Raw genomic sequence first — 18022 nt, forward strand, 5'->3', positions numbered from 1 at the left:
CCGAGAGCACGAGCAGAGGGGCTGAGCCAGTGGACAACACACTGCACATCCTCCTCGCCGAAGAGGACGCGGAAGCCGAACGTGTCGCGGAGCTGACCGGCTACCTGCGCGAGGAACTGCTGGAGCTCGACGTGGACGACGTCACGACGCTCCCCGGCGGGGAGGTACCGCCCGGAGCGCGGGCCGTGGACGTCACTCAGATCGGTGCCCTGCTGGTGACCCTGGGCAGCTCGGCAACCGCCCTGAGCCAGGTGATGAACGTGGTCCGGTCGTGGATGGGCCGACGCCATGACACCCACCCGTCCCTGCGTCTGCAGATGGGCGAGGACGTCCTGGAGGTGTCCGAGGCGACCGACGATCAGGTCGCGACGGCGTTCGAGATCTTCGTCGAGCGCCATTCCCCGGCCGGAGCCGAGCCATGACGGATTCCAGACACGCGCTGATCATCGCCAACGACCGGTACACCGACCAGGGGCTCAAGAAGCTCGAGGCCCCCGCCCAGGACGCCGCGGCCCTCGAGAGGGTGCTGCACGACCCGCAGATCGGCGACTTCGAGGTGGAGGTCGTGCACAACGCCTCGGCCGACCTCATGCGCAGGCGCATCCAGGGCTTCTTCAACGAGCGCGGCCGCGCCGACACGCTCCTGCTGCACTTCTCCTGCCACGGCCTCAAGAGCGAGTCCGGCGAGCTGTACCTGGCCGCGAGCGACACCGAGCCCCCGCTGCTGGCCGCCACGGCTGTCCCCTCCCAGTTCGTCCGCGGTTGCATGTCCGGCACCCGGGCGGGCCGCAGCGTCCTGTTCCTCGACTGCTGCTACGGAGGCGCCTTCTCCCGGGGCTCGTCCTCCGTACGCGCTTCCGGAGATATCAACGTCCTCGAGTCGTTCGCGAAGGACGAGCCGGCCAGTGGGCGGGGCTGGGCCGTCATCACCGCGTCCGACTCCATGGAGTACGCCTTCGAGGGCAGCAAACTCGCCGAGAACTCCGCTCCGCGGCCTTCGCTGTTCACGCACGCGGTCGTCGAGGGCCTGGAGACCGGCGAGGCCGACCTCGACGCGGACGGGAACGTCTCGCTCGACGACCTGTACGAGTACGTCTACAGACACGTCCGGGAGCAGAACCCCCATCAGACGCCGAAGAAGGCGGCGGAGCTGCAGGGGGAGCTGCATCTGGCACACAGTCGGCGTGGCGGCATCAGGATCGTTGCCGTTCCCTCGCCGCCCTCCCTGCAGGCGGCCATGAAGAGCGAGGACTTCCTCACACGGCAGGGCGCCGTGACGGAGTTGCGCAAACGACTGCAGCGCAGGGAGCTGCCCATGGCGGAAGGGGCGCGTCAGCACCTGGAGGAGGTCGCGCGGAACGACATCCAGCCGATCGCCGAACTGGCGTCCGACGCCTTGAGTGAGATCCACCTGGCACCGTCCCCGGACCACCTGGACTTCGGCCTGGCACCGAGGGGCTCGCCCCCACGGAAGCAGTCCGTGACCCTGCACGGCCCACCGCTGGCCCGTCACTGCTTGGCCCAGCCCAACCAGGCGTGGCTGCGGGTCGATCCGACCCGGAGCGGTCTGGACGTCCACGTCGACACGGCCACCGAGGGGAACCTGTCCGGCGACATCGTGCTCAAGGGTGTGGCCGACGAGTCAGTGATCCACGTCAAAGCAGTAGTGGGCCCGGCACCAGAGCCCGGAGGCCCCACGGAGCCCGAACCCCAGCCCTCGAACGACTCCACAAGGCCGATGCCCGGAACGGACGGCAAGCAGACCCCGGTGGTCGTCGGGCCCTCGCACATCCCGCCCCCTCCCAAGACGCCGCCACGGGCCGCTACACACCAGCCGCGAACGGACCGGTCATCCCCGTCCCGACGCGCTCCCGCCCTTGCCGGTGCCGCCCTCGCCCTCGCCGTCACGGCGGTCATCACGCTCGTACTGGCCATCCAGGCGGCGGTGGCGGCCGTCATGGAACGGGGCGACGCAGGGGTGTACGGCAACATCGAGGACAACGTCCGCGAGCACGGAGCGCTCACACCGCTCATCGTGTGCCTGATCACCGGTGCGGTGGCGCTGGTAGTCGGCGCGTTCGCCCGGCACGATCTGGGAGCACGGCGGGAGCAGTACACGAGCAAGACGGCGACCGGTACGCACACCCTGACCGCGATCGCGAAAGGCCTGGCGATCCCGGCATTGATCCTGGCCGTCCTCGCGGGCATCACCTACCTGGTGGGCAGTAGCGAGTGGTGACTACCTCCGCCCCATCGAGGCGATCGCCTGCAGCCTCTCCAGCCGCTCCCGGGACTCCTCGTCCGCCGGTACGTACGTCACGATCCGCGGCCCCGCCCCCGGCGTCAGCCACAGGTCCGTGTGATCGACGGCGATGCGGCCGACGTGACGGTTGAGGAACTCCTTGCGTTTGGTGCGGTGGGCGACGACCTCGTGGCGGTCCCAGGCCCTGCGGAACTCGGGGGATTCCGTGCGCAGGCGCTTGAGCAGCATCTTCCAGGCGGGCTCGGTGAGATGGCCGGCCATCGCGGCGCGGAAGCGGGCCGCCATCAGGCGCTGGGTCTCCTCCAGGTGCACGATCGACGACTGCCACTCGGCGTGCGTGTAGGACAGGACCATGCAGTTGCGGTTCTCGGGCGGCACCGTGTCCAGGTCGCACAGCAGCAGCCCGTACGTGCGGTTGTAGGCGAGGATGTCGTACCGGCTGTTCTGCAGGCACGCCGGGAACGGCTCGACCTGCTCCAGCACCGCCCGCATCGCCGGCGTGACCGACGGGCACGTGGTCGCGGGCGTCGGGTCGGCGACGCCGGCCAGCTGGAAGAGGTGGGCGCGCTCGCCGGGGTCGAGCAGCAGCGCGCGGGCGAGCGCGTCGAGGACCTGGACGGAGACCTGGATGTCACGGGCCTGCTCCAGCCACGTGTACCAGGTGACCCCCACCGCGGAGAGCTGGGCGACCTCCTCGCGGCGCAGACCCGGCGTACGGCGCCGGCGGCCCCGGGGCAGGCCGACCTGCTCGGGGGCGATCCGCTCCCGGCGGCTGCGCAGGAACGCCGCCAGCTCGTGCCGCCGGACATCCCCGTCGCGGGGCGCCTCGGGCGCGCGTACCGCCGTCTCCTCAGCCATGGTCGTCATACCCTCCAGCCTGCCGCCGCCCGGACCCTGTTTCCAGGTGGTGCCGCTACCAGGATAAGGACACTCTGGTACCAGCCTGAGTGAGGCAGCAGGCTCGTGACCGTGACCACGGAATCCCTCACCTCACGCCCCGTCCGCCCGCCCGCCGCCCCGGTCCCCGTGCTCGGCGGGCTCGGACTGTTCGCGGTGCTGCTGGCCGCGGCCCTGCCCCTCGTCGACTTCTTCATCGTCAACGTCGCCCTGCCCACCATCGGCACCGACCTCGCCGCGAGCGAGTCGGTCCTCGAACTCGTCGTCGCCGGGTACGGGGTGTCGTACGCCGTCCTGCTGGTCCTCGGGGGCCGGCTCGGTGACCTCTTCGGCCGGCGGCGGCTGTTCCTCGGCGGTATGGCGGCCTTCGGGCTGACTTCCCTGGCGTGTGGACTGGCGCCGGACGCCTGGTCGCTGGTCGCGGCCCGGGTCGCGCAGGGCGCGTCGGCCGCCGCGATGCTGCCGCAGGTGCTGGCCACCATCCAGGCCACCACGACCGGCCCCCGGCGCGCGAAGGCCATGGGCCTGTACGGCGCGACCGCCGGGCTGTCCATGATCGCCGGACAGATCCTGGGCGGGGTCCTCGTCGCGGCCGACATCGCCGGTACCGGCTGGCGCTCGGTGTTCCTCGTCAACGTGCCGGTCGTCCTCGCCGGCCTGGTGCTGGCCGTGCGGGTGGTCCCCGAGACCCGCTCGCCGCGGCCGGAGCCGGTCGACGTCCCCGGCACATTCCTCCTCGCGGCCTCGCTCCTCACCCTGCTCGTCCCGCTCACCGAAGGGCGGGCGGCGGGCTGGCCGTTGTGGACGTGGCTGTCGCTGGCCGCGTTCCCGTTCGTGGCGGCGGCGTTCTACGCGGTGGAGCGCAGGGCCGACCGCGAGGGCCGTACGCCACTGGTCCCGCCGAGTCTGTTCGCGATCGTCTCGCTGCGCCGCGGACTGCTGCTGGTGCTGCCCTTCTCCATCGGCTTCAGCGGCTTCATGTTCGTGATCGCGGTGGCCTTGCAGGAGGGCGCCGGGCTCGGCCCGGTCGCCGCGGGCCTGGCGCTCGCGCCCCTGGCGGTGGTCTTCTTCGTCTTCTCCCTGCTGGGCCCCCGGCTGGTCGCCCGGTACGGGACGCGCGTGGTGACGGCCGGTGCCGTACTCCAGGGCGTGGGTCTGGCGCTGATGGCCCTGGCCGCCTGGCGCTTCTGGCCGCACCTCGGTTTCGTCGAACTGCTCCCGGGCGCGGCGGTCGCCGGCGCGGGACAGGCGCTGCAACTGCCCGTCATCTACCGGGTCATCCTCTCCGAGGTGCCGTCCGCCCGGGCCGGCGTCGGCAGCGGCGTGATGATCACCACTCAGCAGTCGGCACTGGCCCTCGGTGTGGCCACCCTGGGCACGCTGTTCCTGTCCCTGATCCCGGGGATGGGCATGCGGGACGCCCTGGTCACGACGCTGCTGGTGCAGCTCGCCGGGGTGGTGCTGACCGGTCTGCTGAGCCTCAGGCTGCCGCGCGCGGTCGTCTGAGGCATCTCACGGCCTGATAACTCGCATCCGGGGAAACCCTGTTGATGTTGGTCTTGCTGCACACTCCTTGCTGCGAGCGGACCGGATCCGCCGGATTCCTGGACGCGGGAGGCGTCATGGCGCAGATCGACACGAGCAAGGTCAGCCGCTGGGACCAGCACGGCCGCGAACACGTCGTGCGGGTACGGCGCACGGGCATGCAGCGCACGATCAGATGCGACACCTGCGGCTGGCGCAGAGGCGCGCAGTTCCTGCCCTGGCTGAAGGCGGAGGAACATCTGGCGGAGGCCCACCAGGCGACGGTGGACCCGACAGCGGCGTGATCGTCGAGAGGTCGAGGTGAGAACTGTGGTGACGCGTCGTTCGGTGATCAAGGCCGCGGGCGCCGGGACGTTAGCGAGCGGGCTGAGCCCGTCCGCCGTGGGTGCTGCCCGGGCGGCGGAGGCCGATGACGTCCTGGTGGTCGTGGAGAAGAGCGGCCACGCGGTCGGTTTCTACGACGCCGCGTCGGGCCGGCGTCTGAAGACGGTCGGGCTGCCCGACTACCCGCACGAGATGGTCGTCGACTCGCACCGGCGATTCGCCTACGTCGGGCACTACGGGGTGCGCATGTCCTCCACGGTCGGCGAGGGCGGCGCCGCGGTCTTCGTCATCGACCTCGTCGAGCGGTCCCTGGCCCGGACCATCGACACCCGTCCGTTCAACCGGATCCACGGCATGGGCATCGACCGCCACGACCGGCTGTACGCCCTGAGCGAGGAGAAGGCGATCCTGCTCGGCTTCGACACCCCGTCCACCGACCAGGCACCGACCAGAGCGGTGCCCACGCACGGGGTGAAGACCCATCTGTTCACCCTCAGCCGTGACGGCGAACGCGCCTATGTCACCGGGCTGTTGTCCCACACGGTGAGTCTCGTGCGCCCGCACGACGCCTCCGTCCCACCGCTCCTCGCGACTCCCGGCCAGCTGCCCGAGAGCAGCTGTCTGAGCCGGGACGAGAAGACGCTGTTCGTCGGGGCCCGGAAGAGCTCCTCTCTGGTCGCCTTGGACGCGCGCACGCTGAAGACACGGCGGAGCCGGAAAATCGGCGGAGACCCGCTGCGGGTCTACACCCTCGACGACGAACGGCTCCTGGCGACGGACATCGCCGCCAACACCCTCACGGTGTACAGCACCGACCTGCGGCCGCTCCGTTCCCTCCAACTCGACGGCACGCCGTCCGCCGTGTCCCTGCACCCCGGCGGGACCCTGGCGTACGTGTCCCAACTGGGCACCAACCGCATCGCCGTCGTCGACCTGGACCGGCTCACCGTCGTCGGCGGCTTCGCCACCGGGCTGGAACCGGACTCCTCGGTGCTGCTGCCCGCCTCCTGAAACGCGGCGCGGCCCGCGCACCTTCCTACGCGTGCAGCCCCCGCACCACCAGCTCCACCACCGCCTCGAACTCCCCCTCCACACCGGGCTGCTCCCACTCCCGCGCATAGCAGGGGTCGTGGAATCGCCCCGTCGCCTGGAAGACCGCGCGGGCCGAGGCCTCCGGGTCGGTGGTGGTGAAGCTGCCGGTCTCCACGCCGGCCTCGATGATGCGGGCCAGCTGAGTGGTGAGGTCGGTGATGTGCTCCCCCACAGCCGTACCGGCCTCGTCGGTCAGGACCATGTACGTGGCGAACAGCTCCGGATCGTCGCCGGCCTTGCGGCGCTTCGCGGCGAACAGCGCGGCGAGCCAGTCCCGCAGCCGGGCCTCCGGGGCACTGCCGTCGGCGACGATGCCGGACAGCTCCCCGGACGTGCGGTCCAGCCAGCGCTTGGTGACCGCCTCGCGCAGCGCCGCCTTGGTCCGGAAGTGGCGGTAGACGCTGCCGTGGCTGACACCGAGCGCCCGGGCGACGTCCACGACGGTGGCCTTGGCCGGGCCGTGGCGCCGCAGCACCTCCTCGGTGGCTTCGAGGATGCGCTCGGCGGTCAGGATCTCGCTGGTCGGTGCCATGCCCAGACCGTACCCGGAGCCCGGGTCAGCTCTCGAGGTGCGCCATCTGGGCCGCCGGGTAGCGATCACCCGCGGCGGCACCGGCCGGTACTGCCTCCTCGATGGCGGTCAGGTCGGCCGCGTCCAGCGTCACGTCCAGCGCGCCCAGCGCCTCCGTGAGCCGGTCGCGGCTGCGGGCGCCGATCAGCGGCACGATGTCCTCACCGCGGGAGAGCACCCAGGCGATGGCCGTCTGCGCGACGCTGGCGCCCTTCTGCTCGGCGATCTTCCGCAGCGCCTCGACGAGGTCCAGGTTGTGCCGGAGGTTCTCGCCCTGGAAGCGCGGCGACATCGCCCGGAAGTCGCCCGCGCCGAGCTGCCGGTCCGCGGTGAAGTGGCCCGATATCAGACCCCGGGAGAGCACCCCGTACGCCGTGATCCCGATGCCCAGCTCACGCGTGGTCGGCAGGATCTCGTCCTCGATGCCGCGCGATATGAGGGAGTACTCGATCTGGAGGTCGGAGATCGGCGCGGTGGCGGCGGCCCGGCGGATGGTCTCGGCGCCGACCTCGCTCAGGCCGATGTGCCGCACATGTCCCTTCTCGACGAGTTCCGCGATCGCGCCGACCGTCTCCTCGATCGGCACGTCCGGGTCGAGGCGGGCGATGCGGTAGACGTCGATGTGGTCGACGCCGAGCCGCTGGAGGGAGTACGCGGCGAAGTTCTTCACGGCGGCGGGCCGGCCGTCGTAGCCGGACCAGCCGCCGTCCGGGTCGCGCAGGGCGCCGAACTTCACGCTGACCAGCGCCTGTTCACGCCGGGCGGCGGGGGCCGTGCGGAGGGCCTCGCCGATCAGCAGTTCGTTGTGGCCCATGCCGTAGAAGTCGCCGGTGTCCAGCAGGGTGACGCCCGCTTCGAGCGCCGCATGGAGGGTCGCGATGGACTCGGCCCGGTCCGCCTCGCCGTACAGGGCGGACATGCCCATGCAGCCGAGACCGAGGGCGGAGACCTGGGGGCCGGTGGTTCCGAGAGGGCGGGTTCGCATCGTCATGCCAACCACCATGCCATGACAGCTGACAGATTTCAATATCTGTCAGCCCATACTTGTCATCCTCCCGGAGCTCTCCCGGCTCCCTCAGGTCCATGAACCGCCGGCTACCGCGCCGTGAACGCCAGCTTCGCCCCCAGCGCCACGAACGACCCCGCGAACCCCCGCCGCAGCCACGCCATCACCCGCGGCCGCCCGATGACATGACTGCGCACCGACGCGGCCAGCACCCCGTACACGGCGAACACCACGAAGGTCGCCAGCATGAACACCCCGCCCAGCCCCACCATCCGCACCACCGCGTGCGGCTCCCCCGGGCTCACGAACTGCGGCAGGAAAGCGAAGAAGAAGATCGTCAGCTTCGGGTTGAGGATGTTGATCAGCACACCCCGCACGATCACCCGCCGCGCCGACACCGGTTCCGGCGCCGTCCGCTCCTCCACCACGAGCGCCTCCTTGTCCCGCACGGTCGCCCACGCCATGTAGAGCAGATAGGCGACCCCGGCGTACTTCAGCACCTCGAAGGCGGTCGCGCTGGTGTGCAGCAGGGCGGCGACACCGGTGACCGTGGCCAGCAGATGCGGCACGATCCCGAGCGTGCAGCCGACGGCCGCGACGACACTCGCGCGGCGGCCACGGGAGAGCGCGGCGGCGAGGGTGTAGACGACGCCGGTGCCGGGCGTGGCGACGACGACGAGGGTGGTCAGCACAAACGCGAGGGTCATGCGCTCACCCTGGCGCGGCGCCACCCCGGGATACAGGTCCAATCGACCGCGGCACTGGAGGACCACTCCCCGGCGCCGGAGAACCGCTCCCCCTCACTCCACCCCCGTGAACGCGTCGGTGCCGGGCCCCTCCGAAGAGGAACCCGGCACCGACGTGCGGGCGAGAAGCGGTCAGCAGCCGATCAGGCGGGCCGCCAGGTACCCCTCGATCTGGTCGAGGGAGACCCGCTCCTGCTTCATCGAGTCACGCTCGCGGACGGTGACCGCGTTGTCCTCGAGCGTGTCGAAGTCGACGGTCACACAGAACGGCGTACCGATCTCGTCCTGGCGACGGTAGCGACGGCCGATGGCGCCGGCGTCGTCGAAGTCGATGTTCCAGTTCTGGCGCAGCGCCTGGGCGAGACCCTTGGCCTTCGGGGACAGCTCCGGGTTCCGGGACAGCGGGAGCACCGCGACCTTCACCGGCGCGAGGCGGTGGTCCAGGCGCAGCACGGTGCGCTTCTCCATCTTGCCCTTGGCGTTGGGCGCCTCGTCCTCGAGGTAGGCGTCGAGCAGGAAGGCCAGCATCGCCCGGCCGACACCGGCCGCCGGCTCGATGACGTACGGCGTCCAGCGCTCGCCGGCTTCCTGGTCGAAGTAGGTGAGGTCCTGGCCGGAGGCCTTGGAGTGGGCACCGAGGTCGTAGTCGGTGCGGTTGGCCACACCCTCCAGCTCGCCCCACTCACTGCCGCCGAACTGGAAGCGGTACTCGATGTCGGCGGTGCGCTTGGAGTAGTGGGAGAGCTTCTCCTTCGGGTGCTCGTACCACCGCATGTTCTCTTCGCTCATGCCGAGGCCGGTGTACCAGTTCCAGCGCTGCTCCATCCAGTACTCCTGCCACTTCTCGTCCTCGCCCGGCTTGACGAAGAACTCCATCTCCATCTGCTCGAACTCGCGGGTGCGGAAGATGAAGTTGCCGGGCGTGATCTCGTTGCGGAAGGACTTGCCCATCTGGGCGATGCCGAACGGCGGCTTGCGGCGCGAAGTGGTCTGCACCTGGGAGAAGTTGGTGAAGATGCCCTGCGCGGTCTCGGGACGCAGGTAGGCGACGGAGCCGGAGTCCTGGGTCGGGCCGAGGTGGGTCGACAGCAGGCCCGAGAACTGCTTGGGCTCGGTGAAGGTGCCCTTGTTTCCGCAGTTGGGGCAGTTGAGGTCCGCGAGCCCGTTCTCCGGGGCGCGGCCCTTCTTCTCCTCGTAGGCCTCCTCCAGGTGGTCCGCGCGGAACCGCTTGTGGCAGGAGGTGCACTCGGTGAGGGGGTCGGTGAACGTGGCGACGTGGCCGGAGGCGACCCAGACCTCGGGGGCCAGGATGACGGACGAGTCGATACCGACCACGTCCTCGCGCGACGTCACCATGTAGCGCCACCACTGGCGCTTGAGGTTCTCCTTGAGCTCGACACCCAGCGGGCCGTAGTCCCAGGCGGCGCGCTGACCGCCGTAGATCTCACTACAGGGGAATACGAAGCCACGGCGCTTGCTCAGGCTGACGATGGTGTCGATCTTGTCGGCGGCCACGGTGCTCTCTTCATTACGACGACGGGCGACGAAGCGAGTTGCTTCCAGCGAATGATTCAGGTTACCGGCGGGGACGCCCCCTCAATCAAATCGCTCCCCCCTCAGCGACCGCCAGAGGGCTGCGGACCCTGTTTCCGGGCCCAGTTCAGGACGTTTGTTGACAACGGTTTCCATATTTGTTGAAAATGAGTGTCATGAACGTACGACGACGCCTCATACCCGCCGCCGCGGCCGCCTCTCTCGGCCTCGGCGCCCTGACCGCCTGCTCCAGCGACAGCGCGGCGACGGGCAACACGGAGAAGTTCGACGTCGTCGCGTCGTTCTACCCCATGGCGTTCCTCGCCGAGCAGATAGGCCGCGACCACGCGAACGTCACCAGTCTGACCGAACCCGGCCAGGAGCCGCACGACCTGGAGATCAGCACCCAGCAGCGGGCCCAGCTCGAGGAGGCCGACGCGGCGCTCTTCCTCAAGGGCCTCCAGCCCGCCGTCGACGAGGCCGTCTCGCAGACCGGCATCGAGACGAAGATCGACGCGGCCTCGCTGACCCACCTCGAGGACCACGGCGGCGCCGGGCACAGCCACGAAGGTGAGGAGGGCCACTCCGAGGAGGAGGAGCACGGCCGCGACCCGCACGTCTGGCTGGATCCCGTGAAGTACGCCGAGATCGCCCAGGGCGTCGGCAAGGCCTTCGAGAAGGCCGACCCGGACCACGCGGCCGACTACAAGAAGAACACCGCGGCCCTGGTCAAGAAGCTGGGCGGCCTGAACAGCGACTTCGAGAACGGCCTGAAGGACAGCAAGTCCAAGGTCTTCTTCACCAACCACGCCGCCTTCGGCTACCTCGCCGAGCGCTACGGCCTCACCCAGGAGGCCATCTCCGGCGTCGACCCCGAGAGCGAGCCCAGCGCCGCCCGGGTCAAGGAGCTCCAGCAGGAGGCCAAGGCCGACGGCGTCACCACCGTCTTCTACGAGACGCTGGTCTCCGACCGGACCGCGAAGACCCTGGCCCGGGACGCGAACCTCAAGACGGACGTCCTCGACCCCCTCGAGGGCATCACCGGCAAGTCCCGCGGCGACGACTACTTCCAGGTCATGGAAGCCAACCTCAAGGCCCTGCAGTCGGCCCTGGGAACCAAGTGATCGACCCAACGGAGGACGGCATGACCGAGCCCGTCGTATCCCTGCGCGGCGTCCGCGCGGACCTGGGCTCGCGCCCCGTCCTGCGCGGCATCGACCTCACCGTGCACCGCGGTGAGGTCGTCGCGCTGCTCGGCGCGAACGGCTCCGGCAAGTCCACGGCCGTGCGCAGCATCATCGGCCAGGTGCAGACCGGCGCCGGCGAGATCGAGCTGTTCGGCACGGACCGCGCGCGGTTCCGCGACTGGCGGCGCGTGGGCTACGTCCCGCAGCGCACCACGGCCGCGGGCGGCGTGCCCGCCACGGTGACCGAGGTGGTCTCCTCCGGCCGCCTGTCCCGGGCCCGCTTCGGCGTGCTGCGCAAGGCCGACCACAAGGCCGTACGGCAGGCCCTGGACCTCGTCGGCATGGCGGACCGGGCCAAGGACTCCGTCGACGCCCTCTCGGGCGGCCAGCACCAGCGGGTCCTGATCGCCCGCGCGCTCGCCTCCGAGCCCGAGCTGCTGATCATGGACGAGCCGATGGCGGGCGTCGACCTGGCCAGCCAGGAGGTGCTCGCGCACACGCTGCGCGAGCAGGTCGCCCAGGGCACCACCGTGCTGCTCGTACTGCACGAACTGGGCCCCCTGGAGCCCCTCATCGACCGGGCGGTCGTCCTGCGCGACGGCTGCGTCGTGCACGACGGACCGCCCCCGAAGGCGGTCGGGCAGCACGCCCTCCCCGGCCACGACCACGTACACCCGCACGCGCCGGAGGGCGCCGAACCGATCCGTACGGGACTGCTGAGCTGATGGAATTCCTCGACTACGCCTTCATGCAGCGGGCCCTGCTCGCCGCCGTCCTGGTCGGCGTCACGGCCCCCGCGGTGGGGATCTACCTGGTCCAGCGCCGCCAGGCCCTGATGGGCGACGGCATCGGCCACGTGGCGATGACCGGCGTCGGCCTCGGCTTCCTGCTGACCTGGTCCCCGGTGTGGATGGCGACCCTCGTCTCCGTCCTCGGCGCGGTCCTCATGGAGCTGATCCGCTGGTACGGCAAGACCCGCGGCGACATCGCCCTCGCGATGCTGTTCTACGGCGGCATGGCCGGCGGTGTGATGTTCATCAACCTCGCGCCGACGGGCTCCAACGCCAACCTGACGTCGTACCTGTTCGGCTCCCTGTCGACGGTGTCCGAGTCGGACGTCACGGCGATCTGCGTGCTGGCCGCCTTCGTCGTCCTGGTCACGCTCGGCCTGCGCCGGCAGCTGTTCGCGGTCAGCCAGGACGAGGAGTTCGCCCGGGTGACGGGCCTGCCGGTGCGCGCCCTGAACCTGCTGACGGCCATCACCGCGGCCGTCACGGTGACGGTGGCGATGCGCGTGGTCGGCCTGCTGCTGGTCAGCGCGCTGATGGTGGTGCCCGTCGCGGCGGCCCAGCAGATCAGCCGCAGTTTCGCGGCCACGTTCGCGATCGCCGTCGCCATCGGTGTGAGCGTGACGATCGGCGGCACGGTCACCTCGTACTACCAGGACGTCCCGCCCGGTGCGACGATCGTATTGCTGACCATCGGCGCGTTCATCGTGCTGACGGCACTCGCGGCTCCGCTGGCCCGCCGCCGCGCCCGCGCCCGCGCTTCCGCGCAATCCGGCCACGACCCCGCCGAGTGCGCGATTCCGGGTACCCGGGAGGCAGCCGACGAAGTCGGCGTCTGACCGCCCCCACCCCGGGCTGGCACAATGGCCCGGGCAAGGCAGACGTGAGGAGGCAACGGTGACGACCGCTGGACCGTCCGTGAAGGGCCGCGCCACCCGGCAGCGGGCCGCCGTGTCGGCGGCCCTGGAAGAGGTCGACGAGTTCCGCAGTGCGCAGGACCTGCACGACATGCTCAAGCACAAGGGCGACTCGGTCGGGCTCACCACGGTCTACCGCACGCTGCAGTCCCTCGCCGACGCCGGTGAGGTCGACGTCCTGCGCACCGCCGACGGCGAGTCCGTCTACCGCCGTTGCTCCACGGATGACCATCACCACCACCTTGTGTGCCGCGGGTGTGGCAAGGCCGTCGAGGTCGAGGGGCCGGCCGTGGAGAAGTGGGCGGAAGCCGTCGCCGCCGAGCATGGCTACGTGAACGTGGCTCATACGGTGGAGATTTTTGGGACCTGTGCGGAGTGTGCGGCTGCTGACCGGTGAGTTGTCGGCTGCGGGTGCGTTGTGGTCGTTCGCGCAGTTCCCCGCGCCCCTGGGTCAGTGACCTTCAGCTCCGATCGAAGCAGCGCTCCAGTTCGTCAAGCTTGTAGAAGCCGCTGCCCTTGGTGATGGGGTGGCAGCCGGTCTTGAAGGCCGTTTCCTTCTCGTTGTAGAGCATGCGCACCAGATAGGTGTTGCCCTTGCGGAAGACGTCCCACTGGATGTTCGAGGCCATGGGGGCGACCGAGGCGCCTCGCCAGGTGTTGTCGGCGTAGGTGTAGGGCTTGGCGGCCGTCACGCCCGCCGTGTTGCCCGGCAGCTTCATCAGTGCGGCGAGCGGGATGATCTCCTCGGCGTGGGTGAAGCGGAGTTCGGCGCCCAGGTCGCTGGTGCCGGCGCGCTTGGCCTCGACCTGCTTGAAGAAGTCGTCGAGGAGGACGTCCGCCATCTTGTACGTGATGTCGCTGTCGGCGAAGCCGGGGCCCTTCTCGTAGAAGTCCTCGACGTCGCTGAGGTATCCGAACCAGGCGGCGTCGCCGCGCGAGATGTACCGCTCCATGCCCCAGCCCTTGCCGCCGGGGCTCTCCCCGCTCATGGCCGGGGCGATGGCGTACAGGTTGAAGACGGCCTGCGCGGCATCGACCTCGGTGCCGATCGAGGCGAACTCGCCGTCGGTGATCCGCTGGACGAACGCCGGGGTGAAGAGCCCGCGCAGGACGCTGCGGGCGGCCCGGTGGGTCCTGGGCTGGTCGGTGAGGCTCTTGAGCGTGTCCGCGAGGCGCTGGTCGTTGTCGATGTAGTCGCGGTAGGCGGCGCCCCCGGCCGCTTTGTGGAAGTACAGCAGGTTCTCGTCGGCGCGGGCCGGGCCGATCAGCGGCTTCAGCGCCGGGTCGGTGTTCCCGAGGGTCGCCGCGAACAGGTTGCCGCTGTCGACGGCCCGCCCCTGCCCGGAGCTGACGACGTCGATCTTCTCGCCGTCCTTGGCGATCTGCCGGAACAGCCCCGGCAGCCGCTGTTCCATGCGTACGGCCGTGCCCTCGATCTCCTGCTTGCCGCGGCCGCTGAGGTTGCCGTACCCGACCTTGGACATGGCGTCGAGCAGCGCCCGCACCTTGGGCCCGAACTCCCGCCCCTCACGGGTGAGCTGCCCCTCGCCCTGCGCCTTGTCCCACAGGGCGAGGATCAGGTCGCCGTCCTCGCTGTCGGTGGCGGCGCGGGAGCCGTGCCGGGAGACGTTCTCGGTGAAGACGGGCACGAAGCCGGCCGGCGGCCGCTGGTAGGTGCGGGCGTTCTGCTGGGGGACGTAGGAGGCCTTGGTGCCGAAGCTGTCGCGGACGCCGGGGCTGTCGTGGCCCGCGGCGCGGGCCGGGCGGTGGTCGGTCGCCTGCGCGGCCCAGGGGACGGCGACGAGGGTGGCGAGGCCGAGGGCCAGCGCGGGGGTGAGACGTCTCATGGATGTGCCGTTTCGTTCGGACAGGGGTGATCCGCCGCATCGTCGAGTCGGGACGTGAACTCCCCGTGGCCCGGCAACAGCCGGGAGATGGCTGAATGTCCTGTCATTGCCCAAGAATTCCGGCGATCGGGATGTACAGGGACGCCGCCGACGCCTACCCGGCCGGTACGACGCCACGGGCCGTGAGCCCGCGGCGGACGAGCAGCGACAGGGCGGCGGAGGCGAGGATGACGACGCCGCCGATGCGCAGGAGAAGGTCGTAGGCGGGCTCCGGGCCGGTCTCCGGGGTGAGGGAGGTGATCGCCGCGGCCACGGCGGCCAGGCCGATGGCACCCAGGGTGACGAGGGCCGTGAGGACGACACCCGAGGCCTCCCCGGCGCGGGCGGGCGAGACGACCTGCTGGGTGGCCACGCTGGCGAAGGTCCAGCCCAGGCCGAGACCGAGCAGGCACCAGGTGAAGACGGGCACGTAGACCCACCAGGACCAGGACCAGCTCAGCCCGATCATGCCGGTGCCGGCGATGGTCCCGGCCAGGGCCATGACGCTGGTGGGACGCATCCGGGTGGAGAGCCAGGCGCCGATGGGCCCGGCGCAGGCCACCATCACGGCCGGGGCGAGGAACACCGTGCCGGACAGGATCGCGGACAGGCCCCGCACCTGCTGCAACTGCAGGGTGGCGAGGAACACGGTGACGGCGTAGCCCGTGTTGGCCACCGACCCCATCACGGTGACGAGGTCGAAGCCGATGTTGCGGAAGAGCCGGAAGTCGACCAGCGGATGACGGCAGATCCGCTCCCGCAGGACGAAGAGCGCACCGGCCGCCACCGCGACGCCGAACAGGGCGAGTGTGCGCGCGTGGTCCCAGCCCCAGGCGCTGCCCCGCTCCACTGCGAGGGTCAGGGCGGCCAGGCTGATCACGACGGCCAGACAGCCCGGCAGATCGATCTGGCGGGGGGCGCTCTCGTCCCGGGAATCGGGGACGTACCGCAGGGCGATCAGCAGGGAGAGGGCGCTGAGCGGAGCCAGCAGCCAGAAGATCCACCGCCAGCCGGGGCCGTCGGTGAAGCCACCGCCCACGAACGGCCCGAGGGCGGTGCCGACGTTGGCGATCCCGAACATCGCGCCCAGCGCCCGGGCCCGGGTCTCCTCGGGAAAGGCGTTGCTGATGACGGAGACCGACACGGGAAAGATCAGCGCCGCGCCGGCGCCCTGGACGACACGGGCCACGACGAGGACGCCGAGGGTGGGCGCGAGAGCACAGCCGACGGAGGCGGCGGCGAACAGGCCGGTGCCGATCAGCAGGATCGGACGGCGGCCGAGCAGATCGCCCAGCCGCCCGCCGACGATGAAGAGACAGCCGATGGCGAGCATGTAGGCGGACAGCGTCCACTGGGCCGCTGAGACCGTGGTGTCCAGCTCGGCGGCGATGCCGGGGATGGCCAGATTGAGCGCGAAGAAGTCCAGCTGGATGCAGAACAGGGCGAGCGAGGCCGCGACGAAGGCCCCGGCCCGCCTACTCGTCTCCTGAGATGCGCGGACGGCCGTCGAACTCATGCCACCAGCACACCGCCGGCACGGCCCGGCTGCCACCGGAGGGGCTGCCGGGCCCAGAGGGGCCGGTGGACCCAGGGGGGCCGGTGGGGCCTACTCCTGCCTGCCCTCCATGGCCAGCAGCTCCTCGTTCGGGATGGCCCCGCCGAACCGCCGGTCGCGCGAGGCGAACTCGAGGCACGCCCGCCACAGGTCACGCCGGTCGAAGTCCGGCCACAGCACGTCCTGGAAGACCATCTCGGCGTAGGCGCTCTGCCAGATCAGGTAGTTGGAGGTGCGCTGCTCACCGCTCGGGCGCAGGAACAGGTCCACGTCCGGCATGTCCGGGTAGTACATGTACTTCGAGAAGGTCTTCTCGTTGACCTTGGAGGGGTCGAGCTTCCCGCTCTTCACGTCCTCGGCCAGCGCCTGCGCGGCGTCGGCGATCTCGGCCCGGCCGCCGTAGTTCATGCAGAAGTACAGGGTCAGCCGGTCGTTGTCCTTGGTCTGCTCCTGGGCGATCTGCAGCTCCTTGGCCACGGAACGCCACAGCTTCGGCATCCGGCCCACCCAGCGCACCCGGATGCCCAGCTCGTCGAGCTGGTCGCGGGTCTTGCGGATGAAGTCCCGGTTGAAGTTCATCAGGAAGCGGACCTCGTCCGGCGACCGCTTCCAGTTCTCGGTGGAGAAGGCGTACAGGGAGATCGCGCCGACGCCCATCTCGATGGCGCCCTGGAGCACGTCCAGCACCCGCTCGGCGCCGACCTTGTGGCCCTCGGTGCGCGGCAGCCCCCGGTCCTTGGCCCAGCGTCCGTTGCCGTCCATGACGATCGCCACATGCTTCGGTACGAGCTCTCCGAGCTTCGGCGGCCGTGCGCCGGACGGGTGCGGCTCCGGCGTCCTGTACTCCCGGCGCTGCCGTCCCAGGATCCCGCGTACGGCCATGTGTCTCTCGCTCCTCGTGCTCGCTTGCTTCTGTATTGCTTACTTCTCGACGTAGCGCAGCGAGCGCAGCCCGCGCTCCATGTGCCAGTGCAGATACGCGGACACCAGCCCGCTGCCCTCGCGGACGTACCGCGCCTCGCACGCGTCCGCGGTGTCCCAGTCTCCCGTAAGCAGCGCGGCGAGGAGTTCCAGGGCCTGGGGCGAGGGTACGACGCTGCCGGGCACCCTGCAGTCCACGCAGACGGAACCGCCCGAGGCGACCGAGAAGAACCGGTTGGGCCCGGGCATCCCGCACTTCGCGCAGTCCGTGAAGCTCGGGGCGTAGCCGTTGACGGCGAGGGAGCGCAGCAGGAAGGCGTCGAGCACGAGATGCGGGGCGTGCTCTCCCCGGGCGAGGGTCCGCAGCCCGCCGACGAGCAGCAGATACTGCTGCACGGCCGGCTCCCCCTCGTGATCGGTGAACCGCTCGGCGGTCTCCAGCATGACGGTCCCGGCGGTGTACCGCGCGTAGTCGCTGACGATCCCGCCGCCGTACGGCGCGATGGTCTCACTCTGCGTACACAGCGGCAGTCCCCGCCCGATGAGCTCGCTCCCCTTCGCGAAGAACTGCACGTCGACGTGCGAGAAGGGTTCGAGGCGCGCACCGAACTTCGACTTCGTCCGGCGCACGCCCCGGGCCACGGCCCGTACTCGCCCGTGACCGCGCGTGAGCAGCGTGATGATCCGGTCCGCCTCACCCAGCTTCTGGGTGCGCAGCACGATGCCGTCGTCGCGGAACAGACTCATGGCGTCATTCTCGCAGGGTCACCGGGTCGCCCGGGTCGCCCGGG

The 18022-nt window shown here is 70.4% G+C and carries 18 protein-coding genes; 9 read left to right on the forward strand and 9 right to left on the reverse strand.

Going from position 1 to position 18022, the window contains the following annotated elements:
• Positions 1 to 29: 29 nt before the first annotated feature.
• Complete coding sequence (locus tag OHU35_RS13850) at positions 30 to 422, forward strand: hypothetical protein (protein WP_189723362.1); 393 nt, start codon at positions 30 to 32, stop codon at positions 420 to 422.
• Positions 419 to 2239: a caspase domain-containing protein gene (locus OHU35_RS13855; protein ID WP_405505414.1), complete on the forward strand. Its 1821-nt coding sequence runs from the start codon at positions 419 to 421 to the stop codon at positions 2237 to 2239. Before OHU35_RS13850 ends, OHU35_RS13855 begins: the two co-directional genes overlap by 4 nt.
• Here the strand turns inward: OHU35_RS13855 and OHU35_RS13860 are convergent, their stop codons facing one another.
• Entirely contained in the window at positions 2240 to 3130 is an 891-nt protein-coding gene (locus OHU35_RS13860; RefSeq protein WP_189723366.1) for a helix-turn-helix domain-containing protein, read from the reverse strand.
• 102 nt (positions 3131 to 3232) lie between these two features.
• On the opposite strand from OHU35_RS13860, the gene OHU35_RS13865 reads away from it, so the two are divergent.
• The 3 genes from OHU35_RS13865 to OHU35_RS13875 all read left to right on the forward strand — a co-directional run bounded on the left by OHU35_RS13865 (position 3233) and on the right by OHU35_RS13875 (position 6040).
• The gene (locus tag OHU35_RS13865; RefSeq protein WP_189723367.1) at positions 3233 to 4666 is read left to right on the forward strand and encodes an MFS transporter; all 1434 of its coding nucleotides are present in this window, start codon (positions 3233 to 3235) and stop codon (positions 4664 to 4666) included.
• A gap of 116 nt (positions 4667 to 4782) precedes the next feature.
• Positions 4783 to 4989, forward strand: a complete 207-nt coding sequence (locus tag OHU35_RS13870; protein WP_189723369.1) for a hypothetical protein — start codon at positions 4783 to 4785, stop codon at positions 4987 to 4989.
• 28 nt (positions 4990 to 5017) lie between these two features.
• Entirely contained in the window at positions 5018 to 6040 is a 1023-nt protein-coding gene (locus OHU35_RS13875; RefSeq protein ID WP_405505417.1) for a YncE family protein, read from the forward strand.
• A gap of 25 nt (positions 6041 to 6065) precedes the next feature.
• On the opposite strand, the gene OHU35_RS13880 is transcribed toward OHU35_RS13875, so the two are convergent.
• From OHU35_RS13880 to OHU35_RS13895, 4 genes are all read right to left on the reverse strand, one after another.
• Entirely contained in the window at positions 6066 to 6653 is a 588-nt protein-coding gene (locus OHU35_RS13880) for a TetR family transcriptional regulator (RefSeq protein ID WP_359896136.1), read from the reverse strand.
• A gap of 25 nt (positions 6654 to 6678) precedes the next feature.
• Positions 6679 to 7683, reverse strand: coding sequence for an aldo/keto reductase (locus OHU35_RS13885; protein ID WP_359896137.1), 1005 nt, complete (start codon positions 7681 to 7683; stop codon positions 6679 to 6681).
• A 104-nt stretch (positions 7684 to 7787) separates the two neighbouring features.
• Positions 7788 to 8405 carry a LysE family translocator gene (locus OHU35_RS13890; protein WP_405505419.1) on the reverse strand — a complete coding sequence of 206 codons (618 nt, stop codon included), beginning with the start codon at positions 8403 to 8405 and terminating at the stop codon, positions 7788 to 7790.
• 171 nt (positions 8406 to 8576) lie between these two features.
• On the reverse strand, positions 8577 to 9959 hold the full coding sequence (locus OHU35_RS13895; protein ID WP_189723378.1) for a glycine--tRNA ligase: 1383 nt from the start codon (positions 9957 to 9959) through the stop codon (positions 8577 to 8579).
• Positions 9960 to 10153: 194 nt separating this feature from the next.
• Here OHU35_RS13895 and OHU35_RS13900 point away from each other — a divergent pair, with 194 nt between their 5' ends.
• From OHU35_RS13900 to OHU35_RS13915, 4 genes are read left to right on the forward strand one after another with little or no spacing between them, the layout of a single operon-like run.
• A complete protein-coding gene (locus OHU35_RS13900) occupies positions 10154 to 11101 on the forward strand; it encodes a metal ABC transporter substrate-binding protein (RefSeq protein ID WP_405505422.1) in 948 nt (315 codons plus the stop codon).
• A 20-nt stretch (positions 11102 to 11121) separates the two neighbouring features.
• Entirely contained in the window at positions 11122 to 11889 is a 768-nt protein-coding gene (locus tag OHU35_RS13905; protein ID WP_189723382.1) for a metal ABC transporter ATP-binding protein, read from the forward strand.
• Positions 11889 to 12791 (forward strand): metal ABC transporter permease, encoded by a 903-nt coding sequence (locus tag OHU35_RS13910; protein WP_189723384.1) that lies wholly within the window; start codon positions 11889 to 11891, stop codon positions 12789 to 12791. The genes OHU35_RS13905 and OHU35_RS13910 overlap by 1 nt, the downstream gene beginning before the upstream one ends.
• A gap of 58 nt (positions 12792 to 12849) precedes the next feature.
• The gene (locus OHU35_RS13915) at positions 12850 to 13266 is read left to right on the forward strand and encodes a Fur family transcriptional regulator (RefSeq protein ID WP_189723386.1); all 417 of its coding nucleotides are present in this window, start codon (positions 12850 to 12852) and stop codon (positions 13264 to 13266) included.
• A gap of 64 nt (positions 13267 to 13330) precedes the next feature.
• Here the strand turns inward: OHU35_RS13915 and OHU35_RS13920 are convergent, their stop codons facing one another.
• The 4 genes from OHU35_RS13920 to recO form a co-directional block, all read right to left on the reverse strand.
• Positions 13331 to 14716, reverse strand: coding sequence for a histidine-type phosphatase (locus OHU35_RS13920; protein ID WP_405505425.1), 1386 nt, complete (start codon positions 14714 to 14716; stop codon positions 13331 to 13333).
• 154 nt (positions 14717 to 14870) lie between these two features.
• Positions 14871 to 16271, reverse strand: coding sequence for an MFS transporter (locus OHU35_RS13925; protein WP_405505426.1), 1401 nt, complete (start codon positions 16269 to 16271; stop codon positions 14871 to 14873).
• A gap of 90 nt (positions 16272 to 16361) precedes the next feature.
• Entirely contained in the window at positions 16362 to 17192 is an 831-nt protein-coding gene (locus OHU35_RS13930) for an isoprenyl transferase (RefSeq protein ID WP_189723391.1), read from the reverse strand.
• Between the two features lie 39 nt (positions 17193 to 17231).
• Positions 17232 to 17978: a DNA repair protein RecO gene (gene recO / locus OHU35_RS13935; RefSeq protein WP_189723392.1), complete on the reverse strand. Its 747-nt coding sequence runs from the start codon at positions 17976 to 17978 to the stop codon at positions 17232 to 17234.
• Positions 17979 to 18022: the final 44 nt, after the last annotated feature.

It is taken from the genome of Streptomyces purpurascens, assembly GCF_045040895.1.
GTDB lineage: Bacteria > Actinomycetota > Actinomycetes > Streptomycetales > Streptomycetaceae > Streptomyces > Streptomyces purpurascens.

Bases quoted from the DNA above. Each gene is read 5' to 3' on its own strand.
- OHU35_RS13900 (WP_405505422.1), top strand. From the start codon at position 10,154: ATGAACGTACGACGACGCCTCATACCCGCCGCCGCGGCCGCCTCTCTC.
- OHU35_RS13860 (WP_189723366.1), bottom strand. From the start codon at position 3,130: ATGACGACCATGGCTGAGGAGACGGCGGTACGCGCGCCCGAGGCGCCC.
- OHU35_RS13930 (WP_189723391.1), bottom strand. From the start codon at position 17,192: ATGGCCGTACGCGGGATCCTGGGACGGCAGCGCCGGGAGTACAGGACG.
- OHU35_RS13920 (WP_405505425.1), bottom strand. From the start codon at position 14,716: ATGAGACGTCTCACCCCCGCGCTGGCCCTCGGCCTCGCCACCCTCGTC.
- OHU35_RS13890 (WP_405505419.1), bottom strand. From the start codon at position 8,405: ATGACCCTCGCGTTTGTGCTGACCACCCTCGTCGTCGTCGCCACGCCC.
- OHU35_RS13855 (WP_405505414.1), top strand. From the start codon at position 419: ATGACGGATTCCAGACACGCGCTGATCATCGCCAACGACCGGTACACC.
- OHU35_RS13885 (WP_359896137.1), bottom strand. From the start codon at position 7,683: ATGACGATGCGAACCCGCCCTCTCGGAACCACCGGCCCCCAGGTCTCC.
- OHU35_RS13925 (WP_405505426.1), bottom strand. From the start codon at position 16,271: ATGAGTTCGACGGCCGTCCGCGCATCTCAGGAGACGAGTAGGCGGGCC.
- OHU35_RS13905 (WP_189723382.1), top strand. From the start codon at position 11,122: ATGACCGAGCCCGTCGTATCCCTGCGCGGCGTCCGCGCGGACCTGGGC.
- OHU35_RS13880 (WP_359896136.1), bottom strand. From the start codon at position 6,653: ATGGCACCGACCAGCGAGATCCTGACCGCCGAGCGCATCCTCGAAGCC.
- OHU35_RS13870 (WP_189723369.1), top strand. From the start codon at position 4,783: ATGGCGCAGATCGACACGAGCAAGGTCAGCCGCTGGGACCAGCACGGC.
- recO (WP_189723392.1), bottom strand. From the start codon at position 17,978: ATGAGTCTGTTCCGCGACGACGGCATCGTGCTGCGCACCCAGAAGCTG.
- OHU35_RS13910 (WP_189723384.1), top strand. From the start codon at position 11,889: ATGGAATTCCTCGACTACGCCTTCATGCAGCGGGCCCTGCTCGCCGCC.